The sequence below is a fragment of the Streptomyces sp. NPDC058157 genome (assembly GCF_042884105.1).
GTDB lineage: Bacteria > Actinomycetota > Actinomycetes > Streptomycetales > Streptomycetaceae > Streptomyces.
The window spans coordinates 1-16,885 of sequence record NZ_JBHVUQ010000020.1 but is presented as its reverse complement, the minus strand read 5'-3'; the positions used below and the strand labels follow the sequence as shown (position 1 = coordinate 16,885).

Annotated in this window: 14 protein-coding genes; 10 read left to right on the top strand and 4 right to left on the bottom strand. The window is 73.0% G+C overall.

Annotated features, from left to right (window positions below):
* Positions 1–132: 132 nt before the first annotated feature.
* Positions 133–1,527, top strand: coding sequence for an aminotransferase class V-fold PLP-dependent enzyme (locus ACFVXK_RS07610; RefSeq protein WP_389610601.1), 1,395 nt, complete (start codon positions 133–135; stop codon positions 1,525–1,527).
* 46 nt (positions 1,528–1,573) lie between these two features.
* Here the strand turns inward: ACFVXK_RS07610 and ACFVXK_RS07605 are convergent, their stop codons facing one another.
* Positions 1,574–1,855 carry an Lrp/AsnC ligand binding domain-containing protein gene (locus ACFVXK_RS07605; protein WP_365156502.1) on the bottom strand — a complete coding sequence of 94 codons (282 nt, stop codon included), beginning with the start codon at positions 1,853–1,855 and terminating at the stop codon, positions 1,574–1,576.
* Positions 1,852–2,574 (bottom strand): rhomboid family intramembrane serine protease, encoded by a 723-nt coding sequence (locus ACFVXK_RS07600; protein ID WP_389610600.1) that lies wholly within the window; start codon positions 2,572–2,574, stop codon positions 1,852–1,854. The genes ACFVXK_RS07605 and ACFVXK_RS07600 overlap by 4 nt, the downstream gene beginning before the upstream one ends.
* 125 nt (positions 2,575–2,699) lie before the next feature.
* Here ACFVXK_RS07600 and ACFVXK_RS07595 point away from each other — a divergent pair, with 125 nt between their 5' ends.
* The 7 genes from ACFVXK_RS07595 to ACFVXK_RS07565 all read left to right on the top strand — a co-directional run bounded on the left by ACFVXK_RS07595 (position 2,700) and on the right by ACFVXK_RS07565 (position 11,180).
* Positions 2,700–2,942 (top strand): hypothetical protein, encoded by a 243-nt coding sequence (locus ACFVXK_RS07595; RefSeq protein WP_079426254.1) that lies wholly within the window; start codon positions 2,700–2,702, stop codon positions 2,940–2,942.
* A 39-nt stretch (positions 2,943–2,981) separates the two neighbouring features.
* On the top strand, positions 2,982–4,346 hold the full coding sequence (locus ACFVXK_RS07590; RefSeq protein ID WP_389610636.1) for an NYN domain-containing protein: 1,365 nt from the start codon (positions 2,982–2,984) through the stop codon (positions 4,344–4,346).
* A gap of 254 nt (positions 4,347–4,600) precedes the next feature.
* Complete coding sequence (locus tag ACFVXK_RS07585) at positions 4,601–5,653, top strand: NlpC/P60 family protein (protein WP_389610599.1); 1,053 nt, start codon at positions 4,601–4,603, stop codon at positions 5,651–5,653.
* Between the two features lie 250 nt (positions 5,654–5,903).
* On the top strand, positions 5,904–6,959 hold the full coding sequence (locus ACFVXK_RS07580) for an NlpC/P60 family protein (protein ID WP_389610598.1): 1,056 nt from the start codon (positions 5,904–5,906) through the stop codon (positions 6,957–6,959).
* Positions 6,960–6,984: 25 nt separating this feature from the next.
* On the top strand, positions 6,985–8,112 hold the full coding sequence (locus ACFVXK_RS07575) for a hypothetical protein (RefSeq protein WP_389610597.1): 1,128 nt from the start codon (positions 6,985–6,987) through the stop codon (positions 8,110–8,112).
* A gap of 198 nt (positions 8,113–8,310) precedes the next feature.
* Positions 8,311–9,453 (top strand): glycosyltransferase family 4 protein, encoded by a 1,143-nt coding sequence (locus ACFVXK_RS07570; protein ID WP_389610596.1) that lies wholly within the window; start codon positions 8,311–8,313, stop codon positions 9,451–9,453.
* Positions 9,454–9,563: 110 nt separating this feature from the next.
* Positions 9,564–11,180 (top strand): GMC oxidoreductase, encoded by a 1,617-nt coding sequence (locus ACFVXK_RS07565; protein ID WP_389610595.1) that lies wholly within the window; start codon positions 9,564–9,566, stop codon positions 11,178–11,180.
* 30 nt (positions 11,181–11,210) lie between these two features.
* Here the strand turns inward: ACFVXK_RS07565 and ACFVXK_RS07560 are convergent, their stop codons facing one another.
* Complete coding sequence (locus ACFVXK_RS07560; protein WP_389610594.1) at positions 11,211–13,007, bottom strand: AMP-dependent synthetase/ligase; 1,797 nt, start codon at positions 13,005–13,007, stop codon at positions 11,211–11,213.
* 254 nt (positions 13,008–13,261) lie between these two features.
* Between ACFVXK_RS07560 and ACFVXK_RS07555 the strand changes: the two genes are divergently transcribed.
* The gene (locus tag ACFVXK_RS07555; protein ID WP_389610593.1) at positions 13,262–14,044 is read left to right on the top strand and encodes a metallophosphoesterase; all 783 of its coding nucleotides are present in this window, start codon (positions 13,262–13,264) and stop codon (positions 14,042–14,044) included.
* Between the two features lie 63 nt (positions 14,045–14,107).
* On the opposite strand, the gene ACFVXK_RS07550 is transcribed toward ACFVXK_RS07555, so the two are convergent.
* Positions 14,108–15,376 (bottom strand): zinc ribbon domain-containing protein, encoded by a 1,269-nt coding sequence (locus ACFVXK_RS07550; protein ID WP_389610592.1) that lies wholly within the window; start codon positions 15,374–15,376, stop codon positions 14,108–14,110.
* Between the two features lie 982 nt (positions 15,377–16,358).
* Between ACFVXK_RS07550 and ACFVXK_RS07545 the strand changes: the two genes are divergently transcribed.
* The gene (locus ACFVXK_RS07545; RefSeq protein WP_389610591.1) at positions 16,359–16,802 is read left to right on the top strand and encodes an SRPBCC family protein; all 444 of its coding nucleotides are present in this window, start codon (positions 16,359–16,361) and stop codon (positions 16,800–16,802) included.
* The last annotated feature ends 83 nt before the right edge of the window (positions 16,803–16,885 follow it).

Below are 16,885 nucleotides of genomic sequence, written 5' to 3'. Positions count from 1 at the left end.
CCCTTCCGCGTACCCGCACCGCGTCCGAGGCACTTCCCGTACCCCCGACGGCCGTCGCCGCAGCGCGCACCGCCGTACCCGCGTACGGGCACCACCGAAGCCATTCAGCACCGCCTGCCGGGAGATACCGCCATGTCCGCATCCCTGAACGCCGCCGCCACCGACGCCGCCTGCGCCGCCGCCCCCGTCGATCCGGCCTGTGCCGAGCCGCTGGCCGTCCTCGGCCGGGACGTCACCGTTCCGCTCGTCACCGGCGGCGAGGTCAGCTACGCGGCCCTGGACTACGCGGCCAGCGCCCCCGCGCTCCAGCGGGTCTGGGACGACGTGGCCGCGTACGCCCCGTATTACGGCAGCGTCCACCGCGGCGCCGGCTACCTCTCGCAGCTCTCCACCGACCTCTTCGAGCAGAGCCGGGCCACCGTCGCCGAGTTCCTCGACTGCCGGGCGGGCGACCAGGTCGTCTTCACCCGCTCCACCACCGACTCCCTCAACCTGCTCGCCGCCGTGCTCCCGGCCGACTGCCAGGTCTTCGTCTTCGAGACCGAGCACCACGCCTCGCTGCTGCCCTGGCGCGACGCGCAGGTCACCTACCTCAACGCCCCGCGCACCCCGGCCCAGGCCGTCGCCACCCTGGAGCGGGCGCTCGCCGACCGCGACCCCTACGGCCCCGCCCTGGTGTGCGTGACCGGCGCGTCCAACGTCACCGGTGAGCTGTGGCCGGTCAAGGAACTGGCCGCCGCCGCGCACGCCCACGGCGCGCGGATCGTGCTGGACGCCGCCCAGCTGGCGCCGCACCACCCCGTCTCGGTCCGTGACCTGGACGTGGACTGGGTGGCCTTCTCCGGGCACAAGCTGTACGCCCCCTTCGGCTCGGGCGTGCTGGCCGGCCGGGCGGACTGGCTCCAGGAGGCCGAGCCGTACCTCGCCGGGGGCGGCGCCTCCCGCAAGGTGGCCCGCCGCGAGGACGGCGGCGTGGACGTCGAGTGGCACACCACCGCCGCCCGACACGAGGCCGGCTCCCCGAACGTCATCGGCGTCTACTCCATCGCCTCCGCCTGCCGGGCGCTGAACGAGGCCGGCTTCGACGGCCTCGTCGCCCGCGAGCGGCACCTCATCGCGAAGGTCCGCGAGGGCCTGGCGGAGGTCCCGGCGGTCCGGATCCTCTCCCTCTTCGGGGACGACGCCCCGCGCGTCGGCGTCATCTCGTTCGTGGTCGACGGCTGGAACAGCTCGCACTTCGCGGCGGCGCTGTCGGCCGAGTACGGGATCGGGGTGCGCGACGGCCTGTTCTGCGCCCACCCGCTGGTCCGCACCCTGCTCGGCAGCGAGCCGCAGGCCCAGGGCGAGTGCGGGGCGCCGGAGGCGGCGCCGGGGGAGAGGTCGCTGAACGCGATCCGCGTCAGCTTCGGCGCGGGCACCCCGGACGAGCACGTCGACCGCTTCGTCCGCGCCGTCAAGGAACTCGTCACGGACGGCGCGAAGTGGCAGTACCGCACGGAGGACGGCCGCTGCGTGCCCGCCGTGTAGGCGGGACGCGGTCGCCGGCGGGGCTGGACGGGCAGCCCTGCCGGAGCTATGCGTCGAGGCCGATGGCGAAGGCGGCTTCCAGGTCGTGCTGGGAGTACGTGCGGAACGCGACGTGGGTGTCGGTGGCCTCGACGCCCGGGATCTTGCTGATCTTGCCGGGGATGATGTCCGCCAGGTTCTCGTGGCGGGCCACGCGGACCAGCGCGATCAGGTCGTACGTACCGGTGACGGAGTAGACCTCGCTGACACTGTCCAGCTGCGCGATGGACTCGGCGATCTCGGGGATCCGGTCCACGCTGGTCTTGATGAGCACGATCGCGGTGATCACGGTGGGCTGTCTCCCTCGCCGGCAGTGACTGTTCGCCTCACTCTAGTCGTACGGCGATATCGCGCCCACGCGTAGCAGAACCCCACCGAGAACCCCACGACATGGGCGAGGTAGGCCACCCCCGGCCCGCTCCCGGCCCGGTGCGCGGCGAGCCACTGCAGCCCGAACCAGAACATCAGCACGATCCACGCCGGGAACCGCAGCGGCAGGAACAGCAGGAACGGGAACAGGCTCGTCACCCGCGCCCGCGGGAACAGGCACAGGAACGCGCCCAGCGCCGCGGAGATCGCGCCGGACGCCCCGACCAGGGTCTGGTCCGAGGAGGCGTTGGCGGCCGCGTAGACGGCCAGGGCCACGTAGCCGGTGCAGAGGTAGAAGACGAGGAACGCCGGCCGGCCCATCCGCTGCTCCGTCATGGCGCCGAAGACGTAGAGGAACAGCATGTTCCCGAGCAGGTGCAGCCAGCTGCCGTGGACGAACAGCGCCGTGAGCGGGGTCAGCAGGGGGCGGGCGGCCCCGGAGAAGAGTTCGTCCGGGACCACGCCCCAGTGCCGGAAGTAGGCCGTCCCCGTCTCCATCAGCCGCTCACCCGTCCCGAACGACGGGTTCAGGCCCGAAGCCGGGCTCGTCAGGAAGGCCGCGCAGCAGCCGGCGATCAGTGCGTAGGTGACCACGGGGCCCCGCGCCGCCTCGCGGACGGCCCGCCACTTTACGATCATGCGACAGAGCATGACGCAGGCGGACCCCCCTGAGGGTGGTGCCAGGCCGTAGGGTTACGTGCTGCGGTCCGCCGACCGCCGCGGAAGGCTTTAATTGAATGAGCTACGAAGGAGAGAGCGGCCTGATGACGACGGTTCCCCTGCCGACCGACACCACCCGGTGGCGCTGCACCCTGTGCGGCAACCTCACGCGGTTCGATGTCACCCGATCGTCGAAGGTCGTGGAGTACGTCCACCTGGATCTCGCCGGGGAGCCCAAGGTCGAGGAGCGCGAGGTGGTCAGTGAGACCATCGAGTCGGTCCGCTGCCGCTGGTGCAACGCGGTGGACCAGATCGAGCTCGTCGACAGGCCGGGCGCCGACTCCTGACGGAGCCGGGCCCACGGTAGATCACGGTAGGGGTGACGGATTGTGGAGCCAGGGAGCGGCGCCGGGCCGGCCGACGCGGCCCGCGACGCCGCGGAGGTCCTCGACCGCCCGCTGCCGGAAGGCGTGCGGCGCCGGGTCGTCGCGCTCGTCTCGGACGCCTTCGGCGGCCTGACGGTCGCCGACCTCCCCGCGCAGCTGCGCCAGTACGCCCGGTTCACCCCGACCCGGCGCGCCAAGTTCGCGGGCAACGCGATGGCCGCCGCCGTGGAGAGCGACGGGGTCTTCCGCAGCCGGGTCGCGGAGAAGGTGCGAGAGGCGCAGCCGGAACTGTCCGGGGCACTGGAGTCGGGTGCCCCGCCGGCCGCCGCGGACCCGCTGGACGTGGCGGCCGCCGCGTACGTGCTGAGGCCGGCCGGCTGGGTCAAGCTGGTCGCCGCCGCGGGCGAGGAGGCGCAGCGCGCCGACGCCGAGCGGGCGGACGACGAGACCCGGCGCGAGCTGGAGCGGCTGCGCGAGGAGCTGGCGCAGCTGCGGGAGGCGCAGCGCAGCGGCGGTGAGCAGGTGCGGGCCGATCTGGAGCTCGCGCGCAAGGAAGCGGAATCGCTTCAGCGCAAGCTGCGCAGCGCCCTGAGCGACGTCAAGCGGGGCGAGGCGGCGCTGCGCAAGCTCGGCGGCGAGATCGACGGGATCCGGGCCGAGGCGGCCGCGCAGGTGGCCGCCGCCGAGAGCGAGTCCCGGCGGCTGAAGTCCCGTCTGGCGGAGGCGGAGTCGGCGCTGGAGACCGCGCGCCGGGCCACCCGTGAGGGGCGCAGCGTCGAGGACATGCGGCTGCGGCTGCTGCTGGACACGGTGCTGGACGCTGCGGCGGGGCTGCGCCGCGAGCTGGCGCTGCCGCCGGTCTCGACGCGGCCCGCGGACACCGTGGACGCCGTGGAGCCGGGCCGGATGACCCCGAAGGACATCGCGGCCCGCGCCCTGTCGGAGACCGATCCGGCGCTGCTGGACCAGCTGTTGGCGCTGCCGCAGGCGCACCTGGTGGTCGACGGCTACAACGTGACGAAGACCGGCTATCCGACGATGCCGCTGGAGAAGCAGCGGCTGCGGCTGCTGGGCGGGCTGTCGATGCTGGCCGCGCAGACCGGCGCCGAGATGACGTGCGTCTTCGACGGGGCGGAGCTGGCGGCGCCGGTGCTGCTCGCCCCGCCGCGCGGGGTGCGGGTGCTGTTCTCCAAGGCCGGTGTGACGGCGGACGAGTTGATCCGCCAGTTGGTGCGGGCCGAGCCGCCCGGCCGTCCGGTGGTCGTGGTCTCCACCGACCGCGAGGTGGCCGACGGCGTGGCGAAGGCGGGCGCCCGGCCCGTGGCGTCGGCGCTGCTGCTCAAGCGGCTCGCGCGCGTTTCGTAGCGCTTGGCGGCTTGTGTCGTCGATGTAACCGGTGGGTGGGATGCCCGAATTGACGGTACGTCCGGGAGACGTACCGTCAAGGGCCCTGTACGGAGCGTGGGTGGCGGGTAAAGAAGCCGGAAGGCGTGCGGATTTTTACGTTCCGGGATTTGAAGTGATCACAGACGGGTCACTAGGGTCAGCTCAAACCTTCGTTCGGTAGATCACTCATTCGGGGTGTCGACGGGGGTCCGCTGCCGAAGGAGCTCGCGTCCGTGGCGTCCCACCGTCGACCCAAGCCGCCGACCCGCACCCGCGTGAGCGTCCTCACCGCCCTCGCCACCGCGGCCGTCGCCCTCTCCTCCCAGTCCGCCCTGGCCGCGCCCGCACCGGACAAGCCGAACAAGGACGAGGTCAAGACCAAGGTCGACGCCCTCTACGAGGAGTCCGAGCAGGCCACCGAGAAGTACAACGGGGCCAAGCAGCAGCAGGACAAGCTGGAGAAGGAGATCGCGCAGCTCCAGGACCAGGTGGCACGCGGCCAGGACGAGGTCAACTCCCTGCGCAACGCACTCGGTTCGATGGCCACCGCCCAGTACCGCGGGGAGGGCATCGACCCGACCGTGGCGCTCCTGCTCTCCGGCGACCCGGACGGCTACCTCGACAAGGCCTCCACCCTCCAGCAGTTGAGCGGCAAGCAGGTCGAGCAGATAACGGCCATCCAGGCCAAGCAGCGCAGCCTCGCCCAGAAGCGCCAGGAGGCCACGGGCAAGCTCGCCGACCTCGCCGCCGTCCGCAAGGAACTGGCCGACCAGAAGGCCGCCTCGCAGAGCAAGCTCGCCGACGCCCAGGCCCTCCTCAACACCCTCACCGCCGAACAGCGCAGCGAACTCAAGAGCGACGCGGCCAAGGACGGCGCGGCCTCCGCCAAGGCCGCGGGCGGCGGCACGGGCGCCAAGCCCGGCGCCGCCAAGGGCTCCGGCCGGGCCGGAGCCGCCCTCGCCGCCGCCATCACCCAGGAGGGCGACGCCTACCACATGGGCGACACCGGCCCGAACTCCTGGGACTGCTCGGGCCTGACCCAGTGGGCCTACGCCCAGGCCGGTGTCAGCATCAGCCGCACCACCTACACCCAGGTCAACGACGGCACGCGCATCGGCCGCAGCGAACTCCAGCCCGGCGACCTGGTCTTCTTCTACAGCGACCTGCACCACGTCGGCCTCTACGCGGGCAACGGCCAGGTCTTCCACGCCTCCAACCCCACCGGCGGCGTGCGCTACGAGGCCATGAGCAACATGCCCTTCCAGTTCGGCGTCCGCGTCGGCTGACCCGCCCCCCCGCTCCCCGGCCCCCCGGGACGCGCCGTACACCGCCCATCCGGGGGAATTGCGCGGACCCGCCCTGACCGCACGCCCCGCCCCTGACCTGTGCCAGAGGCGGGGCGCCCCCGTACGGCCCCTCCCGCGGTCGTTGGCCGGTGCGTGGCAGCGCGGCTACTGTCTGCCAGCGCGGAACCCGGCACACGGCCGTCCACGGGGGCGGACCCGGGCCCGCACAGCGGACAGGGAGCGGTGCCACGTGGGATCCCATCGCCGGCCCGGGAGCGGCGGCCTCGACCGGAACGCCAAGGTCACCGTCCTCACCGCCGCCGCGGCCACCGCCGCCGTGGCCATGACGGGCGTACCCGCCAGCGCCGCGCCGGGCCTCCCGCAGGAACCCGCCACGAGCTCCCGCGCCCAGGTCGACCGGCTGTTCCAGGAGGCCGAACAGGCCACCGAGAAGTTCAACCAGGCCGGGGAGAAGGCCGACGCGCTGCGCGCCGAGATCGGCCGCGCCCAGGACGCCGTCGCCCGCGCCCAGGACCGGGTCAACACCATGCGCGGGGTCCTCGGCACCTTCGCCGGCGCCCAGTACCGCTCCGGCGGCCTCGACCCCACCGTCGAGCTGATGCTCTCCGAGGACCCCGGCGCCTACCTCGACAAGGCCGCCGTCCTCGACCGGCTCGGCGGCCGCCAGGCCAAGCAGCTCGCCGAACTCCGCCAGGAACAGCGCCGGATCGGCCAGCAGCGCCAGGACGCCTCCCGCAAGCTCGCCGAACTGGAGGCCCTGCGCACCGAGGTGGCCACCCAGAAGCGGGCCGTCACCGCCAAGCTCGCCGAGGCCCGCAGGATCCTCGACGGGATGCCCACCGGCGAACGCGCCGACTTCGAGCGGGCCTCGCGCTCCGGCGGCCGCGCCGACGCCCTGCCGGACCTGCCCGACCTGCCCGTCGGCGGCGGCCACGCCTCCGGCCGCGGCATGGCCGCCGTGATGGCCGCCCGGGCGCAGGTGGGGAAGCCGTACGTGTGGGGCTCCACCGGCCCCTCCGGCTTCGACTGCTCCGGGCTGATGGTGTGGTCCTACCGCCAGGCGGGGGTCTCCCTGCCGCGCACCTCCCAGGCCCAGCGGTACGCGGGCCGCCGGGTGCCGCTCTCGCAGGCCCAGCCCGGGGACCTCGTGACGTACCGCTCGGACGCCAGCCACGTCGGCATGTACGTGGGCAACGGCCAGGTCATCCACGCCCCCTACCCCGGCGCCCGGGTCCGCTACGACCCCGTCGGGATGATGCCGGTCTCCTCCGTCACCCGGCCCTGACCCCCGCCCTGCGTACGATCGGCGGATGGATCCCGTCCGCCGCGCCCTCGTACGCCTGCTCCTGCCGGCCCTGTGCGCGCTCGTGGCCGCGGCGGGGTGTGCGGCGCCCGACCCGTCCGCCCCGGCCGTCGACGCGCAGGTGCGGCGGGCCGTGGCCGACTGGGCGGCGGCCCCGCCCGCCCGGCTCGCCGGGGTCCCGCTGGAGGGCTGGTCCTACGAGGTCACCTCGGTCCGGCGGGAGGGCGACCGGGCCTCCGCGCAAGCCGAGCTGCGCTACCGGCTCGCCGGCTACGACACCGCCCCCGCCGGGTCGGGCCGCGAGCTGACGCTGACCCGCGACGGGGCAGGGGCCTGGCGGGTCACCGCCGACGGGCCCGCCCAGGGGGCCCCGCCGCAGCTCTGGGACCAGGGGGAGGTGGCCGCCGTCCGGGGCGCCCGCTCCCTCGTCCTCGGCGTCGGCCAGAGCCCGCAGACCCTGTCGGACCTCGCCGCCGGGGCCGACCGGGCCGTCCCGGCGGCGAGCGCCGCCTGGCCGGGGCCGTGGGCCGGGCGGGTGGTCGTCCTCGTCCCCGCCACCCTCGACGCGATGGCCGCGCTGCTGGGCCGGCCCGCCGACGCCTACCGGGGCATGGGGGCCGTCACCACCGGCGCCACCGGCGGCGGCCCCGCCCCCGCCGACCGGGTGGTGGTCAACCCCGAGGGGTACGCGGAGCTCTCCTCGGCCGGCCGGCAGATCGTCCTCACCCACGAGACCACCCACGTCGCCACCCGCACCGCCACCACCGCCCGGACCCCGCAGTGGCTCTCCGAGGGCTTCGCGGACTGGGCCGCCTACCGGGACGGCCCCCCGGCCCCCGCCGAGGCCGCCCCCACCCTCGCCCGGGCCGTCCGCCTCGGCGACCTCCCCGCCGCCCTCCCCGAGGACGCGGCCTTCGCCTTCGGCGGCGACCAGGACGCCATGGCCCGCGCCTACGAGGGCGCCTGGCTGGCCTGCCGGCTCATCGCCGCCCGCTGGGGCGACGCGGCCCTCGTCCGCCTCTACGAACTCGCCGGCCGCGAACCCCTGCCGACCGCCCTCGACCAGGCCCTGTCCACCGACCTCCCCACCCTGACGAAGGCCTGGCAGCAGGCGCTGCGCGAGGACCTGGCCTAGGGGGTGTCCGCAAAGTCCCGCCTGCCCCGCGGCGTCCGGCACGCACTCTCGCCGCCCCGGGCGCAAGACCGAGTACGTCCAGTACGAGGTCTTGCGCCCGGCGCACCGAGAGCACGCACCGGACGCCGCGCGGCCCGCCCTTCGGGCGGCCGGCGGTACTTTGCGGACACCCCCTAGCCTTCCGGTACGTTGGCGGGGATGCACAAGACGCTGATCGTGACCAACGACTTCCCGCCGCGCCCGGGCGGCATCCAGGCCTTCCTGCACAACATGGCGCTGCGGCTGGACCCCGAACGGGTCGTCGTCTACGCCTCCACCTGGAAGCACGGCGCCGAGGGCCGCGAGGCCACCGCCGCCTTCGACGCCGAGCAGCCCTTCACCGTGGTCCGCGACCGCACCACGATGCTGCTGCCCACGCCCCGCGTGACCCGGCGGGCGGTGTCCCTGCTGCGCGAACACGGCTGCGAGTCGGTGTGGTTCGGCGCGGCCGCCCCGCTCGGGCTGATGGGCCCCGCCCTGCGCCGGGCGGGCGCCCGGCGGCTGGTCGCCACCACCCACGGGCACGAGGCGGGCTGGGCCCAGCTGCCCGCCGCGCGACAGCTGCTGCGGCGGATCGGCGAGGGCACCGACACCCTCACCTACCTGGGGGAGTACACCCGCTCCCGGATCGCCTCCGCGCTGACGGACTCCGCGGCCGCCCGGATGGTCCAACTCCCGCCCGGCGTCGACGAGAAGACCTTCCACCCCGGCTCGGGCGGCGCCGAGGTCCGCGCCCGGCTCGGACTCAGCGACCGCCCGGTGGTCGTCTGCGTCTCGCGGCTGGTGCCGCGCAAGGGGCAGGACACCCTGATCGAGGCGATGCCGAGGATCCGCGCGCAGGTGCCGGACGCCGCGCTGCTGATCGTCGGCGGCGGCCCGTACGAGGCGGACCTGCGGGAGCTGGCGGCGGCGAAGGGGGTCGCGGAGGCGGTGGTCTTCACCGGCGCCGTCCCGTGGTCGGAGCTGCCGGCCCACTACGGGGCCGGGGACGTCTTCGCGATGCCCTGCCGGACCCGGCGCGGCGGACTGGACGTGGAGGGCCTCGGCATCGTCTACCTGGAGGCCTCGGCGACCGGCCTGCCGGTGGTGGCCGGGGACTCGGGCGGGGCGCCGGACGCGGTGCTGCCGGGGGAGACCGGCTGGGTGGTCCGCGGCGGCGACCCCGCCGCCGCGGCGGACCGCATCGTCCCGCTCCTCCAGGACCCGGCCCTGCGGGCCCGCATGGGCGCGGCGGGCCGCGCCTGGGTCGAGCAGAAGTGGCGCTGGGACCTCCTGGCCGACCGCCTCCGCGAGCTCCTGTAGCCGCGGCCGGGGGCGGGCGTCCCGCAGCGGAGAGACACGGCTGACTGTCACTCAGAAACGTGGCACCCCGCGTTATGGCCGGTTCAGCCGGATCCCCCCATCATGCGCCCATGACCCCCAACCTGACGCGCCGTCAACTGGGCCTCAGCGCCCTCCGCACCGCCGCCGCCCTCGGCCTCACCCGGATCGGCCTGACCACCGCCACCGCGGCCGAGGCCCCGCCCGCCGCCCGGTACGCGCCCGCCATCGTCGTCGGCTCCGGCTACGGATCCGCCGTCGCCGCGCTCCGGCTCGGGCAGGCCGGCGTCCGGACCGTCGTCCTCGAGATGGGACGGCTGTGGGACACCCCCGGCCCCGACGGCAAGGTCTTCCCCTCCACCAGCGCCCCCGACCAGCGCTCCATGTGGTACCGCACCCGCACCGAGGCCCCCCTCGCCACCTTCCTCTGGCTGGACGTCGTCAACCGCGACATCAGCCCCTACCCCGGCGTCCTGGACCGGGTGAACTACGGCGACATGTCCGTCTACGTCGGCCGCGGCGTCGGCGGCGGCTCCCTCGTCAACGGCGGCATGTCGCCCACCCCCCGCCGCTCCTACTTCTCCGAGGTGCTGCCCCAGGTCGACGCCGACGAGATGTACGGCACCTACTACCCCCGCGCCCGCGCCATGCTCGGCGTCAACAGCATCGACCCCGACTGGTTCGAGTCCACCGAGTGGTACCGCTTCGCCCGGATCTCCCGCAAGCACGCCCAGAACACCGGCCTCAAGACCACCTTCGTGCCCAACGTCTACGACTTCGGGTACATGCAGCGCGAGGCGGCCGGCACGGCGACGAAGTCCGCGCTCGCCGGAGAGGTCATCTACGGCAACAACCACGGCAAGAAGAGCGTCGACAAGACCTACCTCGCGGCCGCCCTCGGCACCGGCAACGTCACCATCGAGACCATGCAGCGCGTGGTCGCCGTACGCCCCGACCCGGCCGGAGGCTACGTCCTCACCGTGCGGACCAGCGACGTCACCGGCAAGGTCACCCAGACCCGCGAACTCGGCTGCGCTCAACTCTTCCTCGGAGCCGGCAGCCTCGGTACCACCGAGATCCTGCTGCGCGCCCGCGAGACCGGCGCCTTGCCCGCCCTCGACGAGCGCGTCGGACGGAACTGGGGCACCAACGGCAACATCATGACCGCCCGCGCCAACCACCTCTGGGACACCGTCGGCGCCAACCAGGCCACCATGCCCGCCCTCGGCATCGACGACTGGGACAACGCCGCCAACCCGGTCTTCGCGGAGATCGCCCCGCTCCCCATGGGCATCGAGCACTGGATCTCGATGTACCTGGCCATCACCAAGAACCCGGAACGCGGCCACTTCACCTACGACGCCGCCACCGACTCGGCGCGCCTGCAGTGGAGCCGCGACCAGAACGCCCCCTCGGTGGCGGCGGCCAAGAACCTCTTCGACCGCGTCAACCTGAGGAACTTCACCATGTACCGCTACGACCTCTTCGGCGAGAACAAGGCCTTCGCCGACACCTTCACCTACCACCCGCTCGGCGGCTGCGTCCTCGGCGAGGCCACCGACGCCTACGGCCGGGTCAAGGGCTACCGGGGGCTCTACGTCACCGACGGCTCCCTCGTCCCCGGCTCGCTCGGCGTGAACCCGTTCGTGACGATCACGGCCCTCGCCGAGCGGAACATGGAGCGGATCCTGGCCGAGGACCCGCGCTGACCGGCGTCAGGACCGGCGTCAGGACCGGCGTCAGGACCGGTACAGGGCCTCGATCTCGTCCGCAAAGTCCTTCGCCACCACGTTGCGCTTGAGCTTCAGCGACGGCGTGATGTGGCCCGACTCCTCCGTGAACTGCGAGGGCAGGATGCGGAACTTGCGCACCGACTCCGCCTTGGAGACCGCCGCGTTGCCGTCGTCCACGGCCTGCTGGACGGCGGCCATCAGGTCCGCGTCCTCGCGCAGGTCCGCCGCCGTCGACCCGGCCGGCTTGCCGTTCTCCGCGGCCCACCGGCCGAGGAACTCCTCGTCGATGGTGACCAGCGCCGCCACGAACGGCTTGCCGTCGCCGACCACCATGCACTCGGCGACCAGCGCGTGGGCCCGGATCCGGTCCTCGATCACGGCGGGAGCGACGTTCTTGCCGCCCGCCGTGACGATGAGCTCCTTCTTCCGGCCGGTGATCTTCAGGTAGCCGTCCTCGTCGAGGGTGCCGACGTCACCGGTGTGGAACCAGCCGTCGGACATCGCCTCGGCGGTGGCCGCCTCGTTCTTCCAGTACTCCTTGAAGACGTGCTCGCCGTGCACCAGCACCTCGCCGTCGTCGGCGATGCGCAGCACCGAGCCCGGCAGCGGCTGGCCGACCGTGCCGATCTTCTGCTTGTCCCACGGGAGGAACGCCGTGGCCGCGCAGGTCTCCGTCAGGCCGTAGCCCTCCAGCACCGTGAAGCCGATGCCGCGGAAGAAGTGGCCGAGGCGCTCGCCCAGCGGGGCCCCACCGGAGATCGCGTACTCGCCGCGGCCGCCGAGGACGGTGTGCAGCTTGCTGTAGACCAGCTTGGAGAAGATCTTGTGCTTGAGCTTCAGGCCGAAGGACGGGCCCGAGGGCAGGTCCAGCGCCCGGCTGTACGCGATCGCCGTCTCGGCGGCCGCGTCGAAGATCTTGCCCTTGCCGTCGGCCTGCGCCTTGGCGCGCGCCGAGTTGTAGACCTTCTCGAAGACCCGCGGCACGCCCAGGATCAGGGTGGGCCGGAAGGACTGGAGCTCGTCGGTGAGGTTCTTGATGTCCGGTACGCAGCCCAGCCGGATCGGCGCCAGCACCGCCGCGACCTCCACCAGGCGGCCGAAGACGTGCGCGGCCGGGAGGAACAGCAGCACCGAGCACTCGCCCGTGCGGAACAGCGGCTTCAGCCGCTCCACGACGTTGCCGCACTCGGCGAAGAAGTTGCGGTGGGTCAGCACGCAGCCCTTGGGGCGGCCGGTGGTGCCCGAGGTGTAGACGATGGTGGCCGGGTCGTCGGCGTTCGCGAGGGAGCTGCGGGCGTCCACGTCCGCGTCCGGGACCTCGGCCCCGGCGGCCTTCAGCGCGCCGAAGGCGTCCTGCTCGATCTCCCAGACCTCGCGCAGCTCCGGCAGCCGGTCGCGCAGGGCCTCGACGTTCGCGCTGTGCCCCGGGCTCTCCACGATGGCCGCGACGGCGCCGGAGTCACCGAGGATCCACTGGATCTGCTCCGGGGAGCTGGTCTCGTACACCGGCACGGTGACCGCGCCCGCGCTCCAGATCGCGAAGTCGAACAGGACCCACTCGTAGCGGGTGCGCGAGATCAGGGCCACCCGGTCGCCGGGCTGGATGCCGGACGCGATCAGGCCCTTGGCGGCGGCCCGGACCTCGGCGAGGAACTCCGTCGCGGTCACATCGGACCACTGCCCGCCGACCTTGCGGCTCATCACGGCGGTGTCTGGGTGCTGGGCGGCGTTGCGGCGGATGAGATCCGTCAGGTTCCCGTCCGACGGGACCTCGTACAGGGCCGGAAGGCTGAACTCGCGCAAGACTGCTGCTCCTCTGGGCGCCATCGCCACCGTGTGGACCGACCGGACGTTACCCACCGGTAGTGGGTTCCCGATAGAGGGAACCGGCCAGATGTTCCGTGCGTCACATTCTGGACTTCGCCGTGCACCGCGAACGTCGCCACAGCGCTGCCGACAGTAGTCGACCCCCTCCGAGACTCGGAAGTAACCGCAGGTCCGGCCACCTGCGAGCCCCGCTCTACCCGCCGGGCGGCAGCACCCCTAGGGTGGCGGACATGGGTGCCAGCAAGAGGCGTACACGAGTCCACGTCGTCAGCGACGTCCACGGCAACACCGAAGCCCTCGCCCGGGCCGGCGAAGGCGCCGACGCCCTCGTCTGCCTCGGTGACCTGGTCCTCTTCCTGGACTACGCCGACCACTCGCGCGGCATCTTCCCCGACCTCTTCGGCGTCGAGAACGCCCACCGCATCGTGGAACTGCGCACGGCGCGCCGCTTCGCCGAAGCGCGCGAATTCGGCCGCCGCCTGTGGGACGGCCTCGACAGGGAACGGATGATCGAGGAAGCGGTGCGCCGCCAGTACGCGCAGATGTTCGCCGCCTTCCCCACCCCGACGTACGCCACCTACGGCAACGTCGACATGCCCGCCCTCTGGCACGAGTACGCGGGCCCCGGCACCACCGTCCTCGACGGACAGCGCGTGGAGATCGGCGGCCGCGTCTTCGGCTTCGTCGGCGGCGGCCTGCCGTCCCCGATGCGCACCCCGTACGAGGTCGACGAGGACGAGTACGCGGCGAAGGTCGAGGCGCTCGGCGAGGTCGACGTGCTCTGCTCGCACATCCCGCCGGAGGTCCCCGAACTCTGCTACGACACGGTCGCCCGCCGCTTCGAACGCGGCAGCACCGCCCTCCTGGCCGCCATCCGCCGCACCCGCCCGCGCTACGCCCTCTTCGGCCACGTCCACCAGCCGATGGCACGGCGCATGCGGATCGGCGGCACGGAGTGCGTGAACGTGGGCCACTTCGCGGCGACGGGCAGGCCATGGTCCCTGGAGTGGTGACCGGACCCCCGACGGCCGGGGGCGCGCAGTGTCGGCCCCCACACGCGCGGTAGCGTCTCTGATTCAGCTCGGTGATCCTGTGGCGGACGTGGTGTCCGGGATCGGTTCCCACCGTGGTGGGGAGGCATGGGCGTGGTGGTGGAATCCTGCGCCCAGCGCCGCCCCACGTGGCCGATGTCGGCTGGTGGCGGGTGTGCTGATCGTCGTCACGCTCTGGTTCCGCCGGGCTGCGCGGGGCAGCCTGGCACGGTCCGTGTGGGCGTGTCCCTCCGGACGCTTGTCCGCCGGGCCGTGAGGCCGGGCGGGGGAGGGTGCCCTGCGTCGCCTGGGCGCGGGGCGTGCCGTTCTGGGCCGGGTGGGACCGATTTTGGACCGGTCCGGCCGGCTGCTCGTGGGTGCGGTGGGCGTGATGACCGCAGCGGTTTCGAGTGCGTCGACGGTGGACCGGATGAGCAGGTGGCCGCTGGTGCGTTCCACGGCGGTCCTCGTCTGGTGGGTGAGGCCGCGTGCGGCGATCCGCATCCATGCCCCCTGGTCGCGGTCACCCTGGTAGCCGCAACCGGAGTCGGGACACACCGCCCACTTCCAGCCGTGAGCGGTCGGCCGGTCGGGGGCCTTGCGGTGCAGCAGCGGTGTGAGGCAGTTCGGGCAGTGCCTGGAGGTGTTCCGGGCGGGGACGGCGACGACGGCGATACCGGTCTCGGTGGCGAGGTGGCGTATCCGGTCGGAAATCCGTCCGCGTACGGTCTGGGACAGGCGGGTGTTCATGGTGCGGCCCATGCCACGTGCTTCCATCGACCGCAGGTCTTCCAGGTAGATGACCGTGGCTCCGGTGGCGATGGCCTGATCGACGGCCCATCGTGCGGCAGCCCGTGCCAGGGCCTCGTTGAGGTGCGAGCGTCGTTCGGAGACGTGCCGGATCTCCTCCCGCACCTGCTCGTGCCGTGCGATCAGCGCCCCGTCGACGGGTAGCTCGCGGTGGGCACGGCCGTCGATCAGCCGCTGGTACCTGCCGGCTTTGGCCTGGAGGTGCTCGCCGTGTCGGCGAAGCCGGTGCTGTTTGGCGAGCACGCCTGCGGCCCGGAACCTGCCGCCGGAGCCGAGCGCGGTGATCCGGCCGCCCTCGCGCAGCCGGACGGCTCCGGCGGACAGCAGGGTGTTGAGGCCCCAGTCCACACCGAGCGCGACCGTGTGCCCGGTGCGGCGAGTCGCGGGCACCACGTGGGTGTAGGCGAGGTCCGCCCGCACCTGGCCACGCCGCAGGCGCAGGGTGGGCAGATGCAGGACGGCACCGACCGGAACGGTGGGCGGCAGCGTGATCGGGCAGGCCACCCACGTCCAGTCCCGGTACGAGCGGGGATCGGGCCGGACGGGAGCTGTAACCGCAGTAGTGCCCGCTTCGGGTCGTCACCGCGTTCGATGGTGGCCTGCTGGCCGTCGCACGCGGACAGGAGCAGCATCGGCGCCGCCCGAGGTACGGCCTCCAGCTCGAAGACGTCCGTCGGCATCCACCCGTTGGCCTTGACGAACGCGGCGATCTGCCGGGTGCGGGACTTGATCACGCTGGAGGGCAGATCCTGCCCGCCGGGCACCGCTGCGCGCACTTGGTCCCACTCGGCCGCGGTGCGCCTGATCGGGTCGGAGGGCCACGCAGTGACGATCCCGGCCGTGAGGTCGGCCCGCCACTTCACGGAACGCAGTACGCGCCCGGCCTGCTCCTGAGCCATGCGCACGATCCGGTCGTTGACCCTCAGGCCTTCCGGGACGGTGGCACCCCAGCCGAGGCGGCGCATCGCCATCCAGGCGTGCGACGGCAGTGCGCGCCCCTGCGCGTCCCTCCCGGAGGCCAGCACGGCCATTTCGGCGGCGTTGAAGCGCCCGGCCAGCAGACCCGCAGCCATGCGTGACACCAGATCCGTGCACCAGCTCACACGCTCCGCCAGCGCGGTGGCGGTCAGGACCTCGCCGGTCTTCTGGTCCACGCCGCTGCGCAGCACGCCGCGTGCGCACGCGGTGCGGGTGGTGTCGCCCCCGGCGAGGGGCAGCCGCCGACCCATGACCTCCCCTTCCGTCGCGACGCAGTGTGGTCGTCGCATCAACGACACCCCCCGGCGGAAGGTCACGGATTCGATCCACGCATTCATGTACGGCAACAAAGATCTAATGACGGGGGGATGGACGGCCGGCGTACCGGATCACCCACTGCCGCCAGAGGGTCACCCCTGGCCACGGACGCGCAGGGAAACCGGTTAGCCTTCACGCGGCGGCCCGAAACCCCGCACACTTGTCGAAGATCCCCGGAGGAGCGACCGCGATGGCGGAACACACCAGCTCGAGCATCACGATCGACGCCTCGCCGGCCGAGGTCATGGCCGTGATCGCCGACTTCGCCCGCTACCCGGAGTGGACCGGCGAGGTGAAGGAGGCCGAGGTGCTGTCCACCGACGCCGAGGGCCGCGCCGAGAAGGTGCGGCTGCTGCTGGACGCGGGTGCGATCAAGGACGACCACACCCTGTCCTACAGCTGGAAGGGCCAGGACGAGGTCGCCTGGACCCTCCACAAGTCCCAGATGCTCCGCCAGCTCGACGGCTCCTACCGCCTCGCCCCGCTGGACGGTGGGCGCCGCACGGAGGTCACCTACCAGCTGACCGTCGACGTCAAGATCCCGATGCTCGGCATGATCAAGCGCAAGGCGGAGAAGGTCATCATCGACCGCGCCCTGGCGGGCCTGAAGAAGCGCGTGGAATCCGCCGCCTGATCGACTCCCCGCCTCACCCTTCCTCCGTTCCCCGGGGCTCCGCCCCGGACCCCGTTGCGCTCAAACGCCGCGCGGGCTTGATC